The organism is Streptomyces sp. NBC_00080, assembly GCF_045041255.1.
Classification (GTDB): Bacteria; Actinomycetota; Actinomycetes; order Streptomycetales; family Streptomycetaceae; genus Streptomyces; species Streptomyces coriariae.
Genome location: NZ_CP108235.1, coordinates 369,720 through 384,576, shown reverse-complemented (window position 1 = coordinate 384,576; position 14,857 = coordinate 369,720). Strand labels below are relative to the sequence as shown.

The window sequence follows — 14,857 nt, the reverse complement described above, 5'->3', positions numbered from 1 at the left end:
GGGAGTGGGAGCGGCGGCGGGAGGCCCCCGCCTGCTCCCGCAGTACTTCGGCGTCCTCCCGGCGCACCGCGGCCTCGGGTACGGCCGGGCCCTGTGGCGCGCGGCGATGCACTGGGGGTACCGCCACGGCGCCGCGTACCAGCTGCTCCAGACCGAGGTGGGCGGCACCTCCGACCGCCTGTGCGCGGGCGAGGGGTTGACGTCCCTCGGAGTCGTGAACCAGCAGGACGCGTAGGCGGCTTCCCTGGCGGGCCACGTCTTCGGCATCTTGCGACGGCCAGGTCCCCGGCTACTCCAGCCGGGACTACACCGACAGCACCGGCCGGCGCGGCAGCTCCGCCTCCATCATGATCAGGTTCAGTCCTGCGGGGTGAGCAGGACGATCGGGATTTCGCGGTCGGTCTTCCGTGCGTACTCGTCGTACAGCGGGAAGATGCGCGCCATCTGGAGCCAGAGGGATTCACGCTCGGCCGGGGTCGCGACCCGGGCGCGAGCGGTGAACCGACGGCCGCCGACCTGCACCCCGACACTCGGGTCCGCCCGGAGGTTCTTGAACCACGCCGGATCCTCGTCGGCACCACCCTTGGAGGCGACGACGACGAAGTCCTCGCCTGCGGTGCCGTAGATCAGGCACGTGCGGCGCGGAATGCCGCTCCTGCGTCCGGTCGTGGCGAGCACGAGCGTGTAGACGCCGTTCGACTCGTGTCCCTCGGTGCCACCCGAGGCCAGATACGTACGAGTCTGCTCGGCGACCCAGTCCCATTGCGAGTCGGTGGCGTGGTCAAGGTCATCGGCGACAGCCATGACGGACGGTCCTTTCTGGAGCGGAGGCCTGGTAGGGATCGTGCTGACTGGTGATGAAATGCAGTTGAGCCTCTCCACCGGCCCGATGATGATGCGGTCGGGGCCGCGGACGTAGCAGTACCGGCAGATGTCTCCGTACTACGCCACCTCGCCCACGGGTTCGGCGCCGTGGGAGCGCAGGCGAGCGGGCGGCTGCGCTTCACTCGGGGCTGGACCGCGGTGGGGGCCTTCGGTGACGTTCACTTCGGCTGCGTCAACTGTGGTAGATCATCTTTCCCCCCGTGTCATGCGGCCCGTCGTGGCCGCTCGTGCCCCTGGGACGGAGCCGGCACGGTGTTCTCGACATCACCACGTCCGTGATGGGGGGGCAGGTGTCCTCGCGGAGGTCGGGGCGGCGAGGGACAGCACATGGAGGGCGGGCACGGCGGCGATGCGGGACAGGTTCCGCGTGTCGGGGACTGCTGCTGTCCTCTGGCGGCGATCTGGGAATCGACCTTGTCCAAGCGGTTCGGTCGGTAACCGGGCTGAGCGCATGGCGAGGCAATCAGCTCCTTGAAGTCGCCCCGACGACGGTCGTCGACCGGACATGGTTCGAGGATGCAACGGAAGCGGTGAGGCGCCTCACCGCAGCGGGTGCTGGAGCTCAGTTGCAGTGCAGGTGGTGTGAGTGGGTGATGTCTCCCGAGTCCAGTTACCCGCAATCAGGTGCCCGCGATCCGGAAGAACGTGCAAGGGGACGCGCTCGCGGCGCTCGCTTCGATCCGATGGACCGCCGGTGCCGAGAGGCCGGTTACTGCCGAACCGTACTTGTGGTCACGATGTCGATGGCCACTTGAAGCGGAGTCTCCGCTGTCCCCAGCAGAGCCCGGGTGAGGGCGATCGCCTGGATGATGCTCACGCCGCGCTCGGCCAGCAAGGCCTGGACAGCCTCCATCCCGTCATTTTCGAGGACCGGTCGGGACTGCTCGACCAGCGTGACCCAGCGTGCGGCCTCCTCGGGGCGTAGTCCGGCGACGTGGTCGAACATGGCCTCTTCTTCCCGTGCTGAGTCGATGGGATGACTCACGTGCCGTCAGAGCTGATCGCCGCACTCAGGACTTGCACGAGCGTCACCGAAGTGAAGGTGGTCGAACTGGAACAGACCGATCCCTGATCTGATCCGCTGAAAGATACTCGGCGCGGGGTTCGGAGCAGCTGATCGAACGGCTGCTCCGAACCCCGGGCCGGTCAGTTGACGGTCAGGACCGCCGTGTTGTTCGTGAGGTCCGGGTCGAAGTCGAAGGGGGGCTGGCCGAACTCGCCGAACGAGGGGTGGATGCTCACGGCGCCGGTCGCACCGGGCACCACGGTGTCGACGCGCACGGAGAACGCGAACGTGCGCTGTGTGTCCTCCAGCACCCAGTACCGCAGGTCGCAGTCGTAGCGCGGGGCGCCCGTCTGCTTCGGGTAGTAGCCGCCGGCGAGGGTGCGCGGGTAGCAGCCGGACGGCACGCCGGTGACCTTGGTGCCCTCGGGCACGATCAGCCGGACCTCGGCGACCGGGTCACCGGAGCCGAGGTGTGCGAACCAGGCCGGGCCGTTGTTCTTGAACGTGAGCTCGGCCGTGGCAGTCTCGCCCGCCGCACCGGAGATGGAGTCACCGGTCACGGAGAAGTCCGCGGTGTTCTCCGCGCCGATCTGGAGGGCCACGTAGTCGTTCCCGGAGTCGATGTCCTGGGCGCCGTCGCCCGGCTCGACGTCGATGTCGAGCCGCTCGTTCAGCGCGCGCGGGGCGAGTCGCACCGTCAGCGGCTCGGGCAGCTCGAAGGAGTCGCCCGGCGCCAGCACCCGGTCGAACGTGCAGATCGCCATGCTCGACGGTGGGTAGTCGTTGCCGTCCGTCACGGTGTAGGTGCAGGTGTCGTACCGGGTCAGATCCGTCAGGCCGTACGAGGCGTACAGCTTGACGGTGAACCCGTTCGCGCTCTCGTTGCCGTTGTTGGTGATCTTCAACGGGATCGTCCGCTCGTCGCCGGGCTGACCGCCCTCGATGTCGGCGATGGGATCGATGGTGAGGTCGGGCCCGGTGCCGACGGTGAGCGTGGTTTCGGAGCTCTCGTGCGGCGCGGTGAGCGTGCCGTCGGGGCCGCCGGTGGCCGTCGCCTCGTAGGTGATCCTGCCCTGTGCGCCGACTGCGGCGCCGTCGGCCGCGCGCACCGTCAGGAACACCTGGTTCTCGTAATCCCCATCGATCACGGGCACCACGGGAACGTCGCACACCGCACTCGTGCCGCTCGGCGTGCAGTTGTCAGGCCAGGTGACCTCGGCGACCCCCGCGAGGCCGGAGACGTCGATGGTGAGCCTGCCGTCGGTCACCGTGAAGTTCGCGTTGTCGTGGTAGATGCCGACGCCGAGGGGGCGGGACTGCGGCTGACCGCCGTCGATGCCGAGCGGCAGCGTCTGCTCGTACGGCTCGTCGATCGACAACTGGTCGGTCTGCGGCGGGTCGTCGTCAGCGAACGCGGGCGCGGCAAGGCCGGCAGTCAACAGGCCGACCGCCACCGCCACGGCGGCGCCGGATCTCAGGCGTAACGGGCGTCCAGCAGCGAACAGTCTCATTGCTACCCCCAAGGGTGTGATCACGCGACTGACGCGCCGACAGCCCCGGCGCGCACCGGCAGGATCATCACATGCCACGGCAGCCCGCCGCGCCCGGGTTTTCCGGCCCTGTCGGAGAACGGAGCCGGGACGGGGAGCTTCAGAGGTGGTGCCTCGAGCGGTGCTCGCCATGACAAGCTGTGCTTTCCACTGCCCAGTCCCAGGAGGTCACCATGGCCGCAGAGTCTGCATTGCCCGAGGGCTCGGAGCCGGTTGACGGCGAGAGCCGTGCCCTCTCGCCCGACGACGACGGTCAGTACGACTTGAAGCGCAAGTTCCGGGAGGCCCTGGAGCGCAAGCGGGGTAAGCAGGCGGACGCCGCCGACGTCGCTGCGAACACCGACACGTCGAAGATCCACGGCGCGCACGGCCCGGCCGCGAGTCAGCGGTCGTTCCGTCGAAAGAGCGGTGGCTGAGTCCCCAAAGGGCGGTGGCTGAGTCCCAACGGTCCATAGACGGAACTCGGCAGGTTCAGGCGACGGCTGCGAGGTTATGGGGCCGAGTCCCGCTGGGCTTCGACGCCGCCGTGCTCAACGCCGCCGTGTTCCACGCCCACACACCGCTTCAGCCGAATTTCGCCGGGGCGACCGCGTCCGCGCTGCCCTCCCCGTCCCGGGCAGCCCGGCCGGCCTCGCCGCCGAACCGACCGTGTACGTACGCGATGCACCTGGGCACAGTCACCTGCGGCGACAAAGGGAGACGGGCGGGTCCGGCGACGGTGGCACCGTTCGGGGTCGATGACATGGCGCCGATGACACGGCGCCGATGACCTGGTGCTGCTCGCGCCGGTCACTTCCGTTCCAGCGCGGCCAACCGCAGTTCAAGTTGGTCGACCCGGTGACGTAGCAGGGTGACCTGCGCTTCCAGGCTGACTTCCCGCTCCGCCCTGCGCTGAATGCGCGGTGACGCGGCGGCGCGCTCGATCACCGCGTCCAACTGGACCAGGCGTTGCGGCCCGTTGGGGCCGTCCACCAGCCGGGACCGGATCTCGCCATTGCGATACCAGGACCGCAGGGCGGAGCGGGAAACGCCGGTCTCCGCTTCCGCCTTGGCCAGTGTGACCCAGGGTGTCTCGTCCAGCCGCTCGAACAGCTCCAGCTCGTTCTGCCAGCGCGCGAGCCGGCCCTCCCAGTCCGACGGTGTCTCCATCGCACCCTCCCTTCAGCATGGTGACCCTATCAATAGCAGTGTATTGACAGGGTTGAGACCATAGAACCATGTCATTTGAAAGGTTCACGGTGGAAGCCCGCAAGGTGGTCGTCACGGCTCAGGAGGAGGCGAGGCTGCTCAGGCACCACTACATCGACACGGAGCACATCCTGCTGGGGCTGCTCGACGCGCCCGACAGCACGGCGGCGAAGGTCCTGCACCAGCTCGGGTACGACAAGGAGACGGCGCAGGTAGATATCGCCGCGGTGGTCAAGCCCGGCACGCAGCAGCTGAGCGGCCATATCCCGTTCGCGCCGCGCGCGAAGAAGACGCTGGACCTCGCCCTGCGCGAGGCGCTGCAACTGCACCACACCTCCATCGGTACGGAACACATCCTGCTTGCCCTGGTCACGGAAGGTGAGGGGGTCGGCGCGAAGGTGCTTGCCGAGCGGATCGATCCGATCAGCAAGATCCGTGCCGCGGTGCTGGCGTCTTCGCAGGGATCGCAGGGATCGCAGGACGTCGCGGCCGGCCCATGGCCGACGGGTACGGCTGCCACCGAGGACACCGTGTCAGCCGCCAGCGCGCTGGCCGGTGGCGCACCGGTCGGCAGCCATCACCTGCTGGAGGCGATGCTGCGGGCGGAGAACAGTATGGCGGCCAAGGTGCTGCGCGAACTCGGGGTCGACCCGGACGCGGTCGCCGCCAAGATCGACGAGCTGGATCCCGAGACGACCACCGACGCGAACCCGGAGGAGGCCGCGGCGCGCAAGATGGAAATCCGGCTGGTCGACGACGAGGTGCACGTGATCCTGAGGGACCCGACGACGGTCACGATCGCCAAGAAGGTCACCGAGCTGTCCAACGGCCCGATCCAGGGCGTCGGGCCGGTGGCCGGCATGTTCGTCCCGCTCTGGCGGTCGACCAACCAGCTGCTGCTGCAGATCCGGCGTGTGCTGGAACCGGAGCCCGGAGAAGAGGACGGATCCGCCGCGAACAACGTGGCCAAAGTCGTGCGCACGGTCCTCGCGCCCCGGCTCCGCCGTTGAACCGGCTGAACAGCGGGCCGGAACCTGTCGATGGGACAGGCGAGAACGGGGGCGTGGTGAGCGACGACGCGACGGCACCGTTCTCGCCGGCGACCAGGGCGTCTTCTCATGCGCTTTCGCCGCGCCCACCGAGGCGCAGCCGACCGGGCGATCGGCAAGTCGGGGACGGCGTTCGGTGCCCCGCCGGGGGTGGCCCTCGCGCACGGGTCGCACTCTCGCGAGTAGTCCATGCCGTGAAGAGGAGACGATCATGACCAGCACCATCACCATCGTCGGAGCAGGCTTGGGGGGCCTGGCCCTTGCCCGTGTGCTGCACGTGCACGGCATCGACGCCGTCGTGTACGAACGGGAATCGTCGCGCCGAGCGCGCGGCCAGGGCGGCATGCTCGATCTGCACTCCGGGACCGGGCAGCGGGCGTTACGCGAGGCCGGTCTGATCGACGGGTTCCACGCGATCGCCCGTCGTGAAGGCCAGGACCTGCGCCTTCTCGAGCCGGACGGCACCCTGCTGCTGCAGGAGGACACGCCCGACGACGCCCCGCTCGAGCGACCCGAGGTCGACCGCGCCGATCTGCGCAACCTGCTCCTGGACTCCCTCCCCGAACACGCGGTGCGCTGGGGGCACACGGTGGAGTCCGCCGACCACGGCCTGCTGCGCTTCGCCGACGGCAGCAGTGCGACGTACGACCTGCTGGTCGGCGCAGACGGCGCGAACTCCCGGGTCCGCGCGCTGCTCACCGAGGCCCGACCGGCCCACACCGGCCAGAACGTCGTTGAACTCGGCATTGCCGACGTCGACCGCACCCACCCCGACCTCGCGGCGATGGTCGGGCGCGGCAACTACTGGGTGCTCGGCAACGGACAGTCCCTGTCGGCGCAGCGCAACGGCGACGGCCGCGTATGCATCGGCCTCAGCTTCTACACCGCCGAGGACTGGTTCGCCACCAGCGGGATCCCGTTCGACGACCCAGCCGCCGCTCGGGAGCGGCTGATCGACCTGTTCACGGGCTGGGACCCACGGTTCACCGCACTGATCGCCGCCTGCGACGACACGGTCCTGCCGCGGTCGATCACCACGCTCCCGGTCGGTCTGACCTGGCCGTCGATGCCAGACGTCACGCTGCTCGGCGATGCCGCGCACCTGATGCCGCCGGTCGGGCAGGGCGCCAACATGGCGCTGCTCGATGGCGCGCTGCTCGGCCTCGCGCTGGCCGCGCACCCGGACGACTTTCCGACCGCCGTCAGGGAATACGAGAGCGAGATGTTCGAGCGCACCAGTGCCGCCGGTCGGCTGTCCGCGTACGTTCAGGAAATCCTGGAGTCGCCGGACGCCAGCCAGAAGATGCTCGCGTTCTTCCAACCGGGCTGACATGCGTCCCAGTGGCGGACAGAAGTCAGAGGCCGGCCCGCGGGGGAGCTGGGATGTTCTCGTTGGTCCGGGACGACCGCAAGGATCTTCAGGCGGCTGCCGCCGGCGCAGGTCGTCCTTCGGCTCGCGCCGAACAGGTCACGCTCGCCGTGTGGTGGGTGGTCCTGGTAGGAAGTTCCTATGGGGGATCATCTCGCGGGAACGGTACGGCGGTTGCGGTTACGTGCGGGGCTGACGCAGGAGGCTCTGGCGGAGCGCTCGGGTGTTTCGGTCAGCACGATCCGCGGCGTGGAGACCGGTAAGCGCCGTAATCCGCAGCTCGCGTCGGTGCGTCAGCTGGCGGCGGCACTGGATCTGGGACCGGCCGAACTCGATGAGTTGCTGGCTGCGGCGGCGGGCACGACGGAGCCCTCGGCGGTTCCGGTACCGCGTCAGTTGCCCGCCCCGCCCGGGCCGTTCGTGGGCCGTGAGGACGAGCTGGGCCGACTGGATGCGGTGGTGCGGGCGGGTTCGGGCACGGCGGGCACGGTGGTCGTCTCCGCCATTGCCGGTGCCGGCGGGGTGGGCAAGTCGTGGCTGGTGCTGCACTGGGCGCACCGTAACGCCGACCGGTTCCCCGACGGCCAGCTCTTCGTCGATCTGCGGGGCTTCAGTCCGGACAGTGATCCGATGGAACCGGCGGTCGCGGTGCGCGGATTCCTCGACGCGTTGGGTGTCGAGCCCGGCCGCATCCCCGTCGCCGCGCATGCGCAGGCGGCGTTGTTGCGCAGCCTCGTTGCGGACAAGCGGATGCTGCTGGTGCTCGACAACGCCGCCGACACCGCACAGGTCACCTCTTTGCTGCCGGGCGGCAGCACCTGCACCGTGGTGGTCACCAGCCGCAACCGTCTGTCCGGTCTGGTCACGGGCCACGGCGCCCACCATCTGTCGGTGGACACGCTCACCGACACCGAGGCCCGCACGCTGCTCGCCGCCCGGCTCGGCACGGCACGCATCGAGGCCGAGCCTGCGGCGGTGGATGAACTGGTCGGCCGGTGCGGCGGGTTTCCGCTGGCGCTGAGCATCGTCGCCGGCCGCGCTCACACCGATCCGCACCTGTCGCTGACCGACCTGGCCGACGACCTGCGCGACGGCGCACTCGATGTACTCGACGACGCCGACCCGGCGGCGAGCCTGCCCGCGGTGCTCTCGCTCTCGCACCGCGCGTTGAGTGATGACGAAGCCGAGGTGTTCGGGCTGCTGTCGATCGCGCCCGGACCCGACATCGGCCTTGCTGCCGCCGTCAGCCTCACCGGCCGTGGCCGAAGCCGGACCAGGGCTCTGCTGCGCCGGCTGGAACAGGCATCGCTGATCGGCAAGGACGCGTCCGGTCGTTACCGTATGCACGACCTGATCCGCCGTCACGCCGCCACCGACCACCACCTGGCCGACGGCACACGCACCGCGGCGCTGCGACGGGTGCTGGACTTCTACACCCACACCGCGTACGCCGCCGACCGTCTCCTGGAATTCCACCGCGACCCCATCGAGCTCGCCGCGCCGGTGCCCGGCTGCCACCCCCAGGCGCTCTCCGACATCCCGGCGGCGATGGACTGGTTCGCGGCCGAGCACCAGAACCTGCTCGCCGCCCAACGCACGGCCGCCGCACACGCGTTGCACAGCACGGCCTGGCAACTGGCCTGGGCGCTGAACAACTTCCACTACCGGCGAGGACACCGCCACGATCAGCTCGCCGTGTGGAGGCTTGCGGTCGACTCCGCGGGCCGACTGCCCGATCCGGGCGCCCAGATCCTCACCCACCGGCTCCTGGGCCGCGCCCATGTCGTGCTCGGGCACCACCAGGAGGCGATCGAAGCCCTCGACGAGGCTCTCGCGCTGAGCAAGCAGCAGGACGACCCCGCCCTGCAGGCACAGGCGCACTACACGCTGGCATCGATCTGGCCGGACGGCCGGCGGGCGTTGGAACATGCCCGACGCGCACTGCACCTCTACCAGGGTCTCGATCAGCCCATCGCGGAAGCCAACGCGCGTAACGCCGTGGGCTGGTACGCCGCGCGTGTGGGTGAGTACGACACCGGCCGTGAAGACTGCCAGGCCGCCCTCGCCCTCTTCGAGGACCACCAGGACGTGGACGGTCAGGCGCAGACCCTGGACAGCCTCGGCTACATCGACCACCACAGCGGACGCCACCATGACGCCATCCGGCACTACCGCCAGGCCATCAGCCTCTACCGCGACCTCGACAACGCCTACGAAACCGCCGACACCCTCGACAGACTCGGTCATCCCCACACCGCCCTGGGTCACACCGACCAGGCCGTCGCGGTGTGGCGGGAGGCGCTGGAGCTGTACCGGCAGCAAGGGCGGGATCAGGAAGCCGAGCAGGTGGAGCGACAGCTCGACGCCCTCGGCCAACAGGACACCCCTGACAGCGCTCGCTGACAGCACGTGCAGTCGCACGCCCACGCAAGCGATCAACCGCAGCGCGGGACGGCTGCCGCCGCGCACACCACCACCAGCAGCCCGAGCAACGCTGGGCCGGGGACCGGCCTCGGGTCGCCCGGGGGCCGACGCGACCCTTGGCGGCGAGGTCGGGAAGCCGGCCCCCGGCCTTGACCCTCATCTCCAAGTTGCCGGGTCACCGCCGATGAAGCCGCGACCGCACGGCGAGTGGGTGACGAAGTCGATGCCGACCTGCTTCATTCCCTCGCTCGATTTCAGCTACGTGCCCGGGGCGGCGTTGTCCCGGGATCGGTGCCCGCCGGATTCGTCAGGATCGCGCTCGCGACGACGTCGAAGAGGTGGTCGGCGCGTGGGGCGAGGGAGGGTTGATCGCTGAGCCACGCGAGCCCTGCCACCAGAGCGAACAGATCGGTGCCGTCAATGTCGGTCCGCGCTGCGCCCGACGCCTGGGCACGGGCAAGGAGCCGGGCACCGGCCGCGCGCAACGTGACGCACGAAGCGTGGAGCGCGGAGTCGGTGTCCTCGATGGCTGCTGTCATCAGCGCGGTCACTCCCTGGTACTCGGTCGTCCATGCGACGCAGTCGCGTAGCCACGAAACGAGGGCATCCTCGGGAGAGCTCGACGTCTCGAGCTCTCCTGCCTTTGCCGTCAGCCCGTTGAAGCTCGTGCGGAGCAAGGCCTCGAGCAGCGCCTCGCGCGTCGGGAAGTGACGCAGCAGCGTCGCGAGTCCGACGTCGGCCCGGCGCGCGATGTCGCGCATGGACACGTCCGATCCTTGCTCGGTGATGGCGGTTCCCGCGACTGCGAGCACGTGGTCGCGGTTCTTCCTGGCGTCGGCCCGCATCTGTCCCTCTTGACTATCCGGATCAGTGGTCCATATATTCGGATCAGTGGTCCACTTATATGGAGCGCTGATCCGGATAAGCCTATCCCGCGGCGCGGGCAGGAGAAAATGATGCCGATACACACGATGAGGGCGGTCCGGCTGCATGAGCACGGCGGTCCGGAGGTTCTGCGCTACGACGAGGTGCCGATTCCCGAGCCGGGGCCCGGTGAGGGGCTCGTTCGCGTTCACGCGGCCGGCGTCAATCCTCCCGACCGGTACCTGGGCGGCGGGCTGACCAGGATGCCCGGGGAGACGGCATCGACGGTCAGACTGCCGGTGATTCCGGGGACGGACGTGTCGGGCGTCGTCGAGGCCGTCGCCGCGGACGTAGACGGCCTCGCCGTAGGTGATGAGGTCTTCGGCCTTCTGCGATTTCCCGGCTTCGACGGCAGCGCATACGCCGAGTACGTGGCCGCGCCTGCGGCGGACCTCGCACGCAAGCCGACCGGCATCGACCACGTGCAGGCCGCCGGGGCACCCATGGCCGGGCTGACGGCATGGCAGTTCCTGATCGAGGTCGGACATGGTCACCCCTCGCCCTTCCAGGAGGCGCCGCATCGCCCGACGGCGCTCGACGCCGACACGACGGTGCTCATCAACGGTGCCGCGGGCGGCGTGGGGCATTTCGCGCTACAGCTGGCGAAGTGGAAGGGCGCACATGTCATAGCGGTGGCATCGGGCGCGCATGAATCGTTCCTGAGGGAACTCGGCGTCGACCGCTTCATCGACTACACCAAGCATCGTCCTGAGGAACTCGTGCACGACGTCGACCTCGTTCTCGACACCGTCGGCGGACCCGAGAGCAAGCGATTCCTGCGCACGCTGAAGCGCGGTGGCGCCCAGTTCCCCGTGCTCCCCGGGGACTTCGACGAAGACGAGACCGCGAAGCTGGGCGTCACGGTCTCGAGCGCCCAGGTTCGCTCGAACGGCGCGCAGCTTGCGGAACTGGGGCGTCTGCTCGACGAGGGCGGGGTCCGTGTCGCGATCGACAGCACGTTCGCGCTCGCGGATGCCCGAGCAGCGCACGAGCGCGCCGCCCGGGGGCACATCCAGGGCAAGATCGTGCTCACCACCGCATACGACCGCTGACCCAATGAGCGGCACGGGCCCTGATTGCCCAGTCCGGATGGGTGGTTGAGCGGGTGTGCGCCGGCCGACGTCACCGTCGGCAGAGACGCCCCGACAGCACATCCCGCGAGCAACGTTTCCCGCACGCTCGTCGTTGGCGCTCACGCGATGGGTGCTGGGGTGTGCCTTCCGGTAGCGCCTCGTGCGAGTGCCTGTTCTGCCTGCGCGAGTCTGCGGATCGCCCGGACCAGTTGACTCGGAGGAAGCGTGTACGGCAGGCGGATGTTGCGCTCGAACGCACCCCCGATCCCGAATCGAGGTCCGGCCGCGATGGTCACTCCGTGGTCGGGCGCGATGGCTGCCAGCCGTGAGCTGACGGGCTCGGGGAAGGTTGCCCACAGCGTCACACCGCCGGCCGGTTGCAGGACGTGGACGTCCGGTAGGTGCTCGGTGAGTGCCTGTCGCAGGACGTCACGTTGCGACCTGAGTTGCTGGAGCGTGTCCGGCCGCTGGGTCTGGTGCTCGTTCAGGAGGACGGCTGTGGCGAGCTGTTCGACGACGGGGGTGCCGAGATCTGTCGTGGGACGGGCCTTTTCGACGCGTTCCAGGAGGGAGGGCAGCGCGCGGATCCAGCCTGTGCGCAGGCCGCCCCAGACGCTCTTGGACACAGAGCCGATGCTGATGACGGCCGGCATGTGCAGCGCGAGGGGCTCGGGGCCCGGAACGTCCAGAGCCAGATCGGCCATGGTCTCGTCGACGACAGTAGGACACGCGAGACCGAGCCGTTCGCGCACGCGAGTGGGCATGCACATCCCGGTCGGGTTGTGAAAGTCGGGTATCAGGTACGCCAGGTGCGCGGCTTGCCCTGCTGCTTGGAGTTGCTCGGTGTCCCAGCCGGAAGACGTCACGGCGACGGGGAGGAGTCGGGCGCGCGCTTGAGTGAATGTCGTGATCGCGTGCGGGTAGGTCGGATGGTCGATGAGGACCTTGTCGCGTGGCGACAGGAGTACGCGCGTCAGAAGAGCGAGCGCGTGCTGTGCGCCGTTGGTGATCAGGACGTGATCGGGCCGGGTGGGCAGTCCTCGCCGCACATACCAGTGGGCGACTGCTTCGCGCAGCTCCGCGGTGCCGTACCGGTCGTAGCCGTGCCGCTCGAAGTGTCGTGGCAGCTGTTCGAGAGCGCTCGCGAACGCGGCGTGGAGGATTTCCACGGGCGCGGCCGGCGCGGCAAAGGACAGGTCGAGGGTCTCCGTGTCCGTGCCGACCGGGGGCTCGGACGTGGTGCTGTCGGGAAGCCGTACCGTCGCCCTGGTGCGCGGCTGTGTGGCGAGGTATCCGTGCTCGACCAGCGTGCGAAACGCGGTGCCGACGGTGGTCCTGCTGGTGCCGAGCGCGGCGGCCAGGTCACGCTCGCTCGGCACGGCGACACCGAGAGGGAGGCGTCCGTCCAGGATGAGCAGACGCAGCCTGTCGGACAGACGTTGATGCGCCGGCCCCGGCCCCTCCTGCCAGGCCCCCAGCATCCGCGCTACCGCGTGTGAGCTGATTTTCACCGAACCAGCCTAACCAATCTGGCTATGGAATCCAGTGCCAGATCACCCGCAGGCTCGCCCCATGGCACCTCGTCCTTCCACGGCACGCACCTCCGTCCCGGCTCGTCACGACCCACCCGTGCTACCGCGCATGAACGCATTCGCCCAGGTCCGGGCGGCCCGAAAGGCACGTCGGATCGCTCAGCTCCTGCTCGGCCTGACGGGATACGGAGCCGCCGTCATGCTGCTTGTCCGGTCCGGGCTCGGCGCGGCCGGTTGGAACGTGCTCACAGAAGGCACCGCCACATCCCTCGACATCTCGTTCGGTTGGGCCACGAACCCGATCTCGCTGGTTGTGCTTGTCGCTTGGATCCCTCTGCGAGAACTGCCCGGGCTGGGCACGCTCCTCAACGTTGCGATCGTCGGCTTCGCCGCGGATGCCACCGCGACTGTGCTCCCCAACCCAGAGGGGCCACTCGCCGAGATCGGCTATCTCGCCCTCGGCCTTGTCGCTCTGGCATTCTTCGACGCGCTCTACCTCGGCGCGCAGTTCGGGTCGGGACCTCGTGACGGCATCATGACCGGACTCGTTCGGCTCACCCGCCTACCCGTAGCCCTGGTTCGCACCGGCATCGAAGTCGCTGTTGCCTGCGCCGGCTGGCTTCTGGGTGGGACGGTGGGAGTCGGCACCGTGCTGATCGCACTGTGCATGGGGCCCCTCGTCGGCTGCTTCCTGCCACGGGTGGCGGTTCGCCTTCCTGTCGTCTCCGCACCCTGAAGGCTGAGGTGGCCTCGTCGAACGCTGTCGGTTCCGCCCGATTGGACCGAGTGCACCACCATGAGCGGACTCAGGATCGTCGGGGCTTGTGGGAACGGTCGGGGGCAGCCCACCTGGGCTGCCCCCGACCGTTCCCACACGACTACCAGGGAACTTCCCCGTTTTCGTCCTGGAACGTTCCCGTCGGACCGGCCGCGTCGAGCGTGGCGAGACGCACGACGACCCTGGCACTCTCCTCAGGCGTCCTTCCGATTCCGAATGCCGCGGTCAGGTCGGTCGCGGTGGTACCGGGCTCGACCGCGTTGAACTTGATGCCAGGCTGGGACTTGGCGTACTGGACCGTGAGCATGGTGGCTGCGGACTTCGACGCGGAGTAGAGCGCCAACGGCAGGTTGAACTCCGGCCGGTCCGGATTGGTCACGGCCCAGAAGGACCCGGCACTGCTGGAAACCGTGACCACGGTGGGGTTCGAGGACTTGCGGAGCAGCGGAAGCGCCGCTTCCGTGACGCGCACGATTCCCACCGCGTTGGTGTCGAAGGCCCGGAGTGCCGTGGGGCCGTCGGCGGCCCCGTGCCCCAGGATGCCCGCGTTGTTCACCAGGACGTCGAGCCGGCCCTCGGCCGAGTCGATCGTCGCCAGCGCGCTGCTCACCGATGCGTCGTCGGTCACGTCGAGCTGCACGAATCGTGCGCCGAGCGCCGCTGCTGCCTTCTCGCCTCGTCCGACATCCCGCGCGCCGATGTACACAGCGTGTCCCGACGCCAGAAGCTGTCTGGCTGTCTCGAAGCCGATGCCCTTGTTGGCTCCGGTGATCAGTGTGATGGGCATGCGTTTCCTCACGAGTTATGTGGCTCAAGTGGGCCGTTGGTGATGGACGGACTGCTCTTTGATTCGCTGAAAACGGCGTACTCGACGATCTCGAACGAGGCGCCGGTGGGAGTCACGCCGAGCCATGTACGTGGTTGCGCCTGTCAGATCCGGTTCAGCCCGCCGTCGACGTACAGGCTCGAACCGGTGATGAAGCTGCTCTGCTCGGAGGCGAGGAAGGCCACGGCGGCGGCGATCTCCTCCGGGCGCCCGACCCGACCCGGCGGCATGCGCGTCGCCAGGGCGAGGTAAT

13 protein-coding genes and 2 pseudogenes are annotated in these 14,857 nt (G+C 69.0%); 7 read left to right on the top strand and 8 right to left on the bottom strand.

Annotated elements, in window-relative coordinates:
- Positions 1 to 16: 16 nt before the first annotated feature.
- Positions 17 to 235: pseudogene (locus OHU34_RS01745) on the top strand (GNAT family N-acetyltransferase); the annotation flags it as partial.
- 122 nt (positions 236 to 357) lie between these two features.
- Here the strand turns inward: OHU34_RS01745 and OHU34_RS01740 are convergent.
- From OHU34_RS01740 to OHU34_RS01730, 3 genes are all read right to left on the bottom strand, one after another.
- Positions 358 to 804 (bottom strand): nitroreductase family deazaflavin-dependent oxidoreductase, encoded by a 447-nt coding sequence (locus OHU34_RS01740; RefSeq protein WP_142270525.1) that lies wholly within the window; start codon positions 802 to 804, stop codon positions 358 to 360.
- 790 nt (positions 805 to 1,594) lie between these two features.
- On the bottom strand, positions 1,595 to 1,831 hold the full coding sequence (locus OHU34_RS01735; protein WP_405764206.1) for a hypothetical protein: 237 nt from the start codon (positions 1,829 to 1,831) through the stop codon (positions 1,595 to 1,597).
- A 200-nt stretch (positions 1,832 to 2,031) separates the two neighbouring features.
- On the bottom strand, positions 2,032 to 3,330 hold the full coding sequence (locus tag OHU34_RS01730; RefSeq protein WP_235034812.1) for a CARDB domain-containing protein: 1,299 nt from the start codon (positions 3,328 to 3,330) through the stop codon (positions 2,032 to 2,034).
- Between the two features lie 284 nt (positions 3,331 to 3,614).
- Here OHU34_RS01730 and OHU34_RS01725 point away from each other — a divergent pair, with 284 nt between their 5' ends.
- Positions 3,615 to 3,857: a DUF5302 domain-containing protein gene (locus OHU34_RS01725; protein ID WP_142270529.1), complete on the top strand. Its 243-nt coding sequence runs from the start codon at positions 3,615 to 3,617 to the stop codon at positions 3,855 to 3,857.
- Positions 3,858 to 4,230: 373 nt separating this feature from the next.
- Here the strand turns inward: OHU34_RS01725 and OHU34_RS01720 are convergent, their stop codons facing one another.
- Positions 4,231 to 4,590, bottom strand: coding sequence for a hypothetical protein (locus OHU34_RS01720; RefSeq protein ID WP_020126282.1), 360 nt, complete (start codon positions 4,588 to 4,590; stop codon positions 4,231 to 4,233).
- A 68-nt stretch (positions 4,591 to 4,658) separates the two neighbouring features.
- On the opposite strand from OHU34_RS01720, the gene OHU34_RS01715 reads away from it, so the two are divergent.
- The 3 genes from OHU34_RS01715 (at position 4,659) to OHU34_RS01705 (ending at position 9,450) form a co-directional block, all read left to right on the top strand.
- Positions 4,659 to 5,639 carry a Clp protease N-terminal domain-containing protein gene (locus tag OHU34_RS01715; RefSeq protein ID WP_405764203.1) on the top strand — a complete coding sequence of 327 codons (981 nt, stop codon included), beginning with the start codon at positions 4,659 to 4,661 and terminating at the stop codon, positions 5,637 to 5,639.
- A gap of 250 nt (positions 5,640 to 5,889) precedes the next feature.
- On the top strand, positions 5,890 to 7,008 hold the full coding sequence (locus OHU34_RS01710; RefSeq protein WP_142270531.1) for an NAD(P)/FAD-dependent oxidoreductase: 1,119 nt from the start codon (positions 5,890 to 5,892) through the stop codon (positions 7,006 to 7,008).
- Between the two features lie 180 nt (positions 7,009 to 7,188).
- On the top strand, positions 7,189 to 9,450 hold the full coding sequence (locus OHU34_RS01705) for an ATP-binding protein (RefSeq protein ID WP_405764201.1): 2,262 nt from the start codon (positions 7,189 to 7,191) through the stop codon (positions 9,448 to 9,450).
- A 275-nt stretch (positions 9,451 to 9,725) separates the two neighbouring features.
- On the opposite strand, the gene OHU34_RS01700 is transcribed toward OHU34_RS01705, so the two are convergent.
- A complete protein-coding gene (locus OHU34_RS01700) occupies positions 9,726 to 10,316 on the bottom strand; it encodes a TetR/AcrR family transcriptional regulator (RefSeq protein ID WP_142270533.1) in 591 nt (196 codons plus the stop codon).
- A 111-nt stretch (positions 10,317 to 10,427) separates the two neighbouring features.
- Here OHU34_RS01700 and OHU34_RS01695 point away from each other — a divergent pair, with 111 nt between their 5' ends.
- Positions 10,428 to 11,447, top strand: coding sequence for an NADP-dependent oxidoreductase (locus OHU34_RS01695; RefSeq protein ID WP_405772118.1), 1,020 nt, complete (start codon positions 10,428 to 10,430; stop codon positions 11,445 to 11,447).
- Positions 11,448 to 11,587: 140 nt separating this feature from the next.
- Here OHU34_RS01695 and OHU34_RS01690 read toward each other — a convergent pair whose 3' ends face one another.
- Positions 11,588 to 12,979, bottom strand: a complete 1,392-nt coding sequence (locus OHU34_RS01690) for a PLP-dependent aminotransferase family protein (RefSeq protein ID WP_405764199.1) — start codon at positions 12,977 to 12,979, stop codon at positions 11,588 to 11,590.
- Positions 12,980 to 13,109: 130 nt separating this feature from the next.
- Here OHU34_RS01690 and OHU34_RS01685 point away from each other — a divergent pair, with 130 nt between their 5' ends.
- Positions 13,110 to 13,736, top strand: a complete 627-nt coding sequence (locus OHU34_RS01685) for a YitT family protein (protein ID WP_405764197.1) — start codon at positions 13,110 to 13,112, stop codon at positions 13,734 to 13,736.
- Between the two features lie 142 nt (positions 13,737 to 13,878).
- Here OHU34_RS01685 and OHU34_RS01680 read toward each other — a convergent pair whose 3' ends face one another.
- Positions 13,879 to 14,565 (bottom strand): SDR family NAD(P)-dependent oxidoreductase, encoded by a 687-nt coding sequence (locus tag OHU34_RS01680; protein WP_405764195.1) that lies wholly within the window; start codon positions 14,563 to 14,565, stop codon positions 13,879 to 13,881.
- 143 nt (positions 14,566 to 14,708) lie between these two features.
- Positions 14,709 to 14,843, bottom strand: a pseudogene (locus tag OHU34_RS01675) (SDR family oxidoreductase); the annotation flags it as partial.
- Between the last annotated feature and the right edge of the window lie 14 nt (positions 14,844 to 14,857).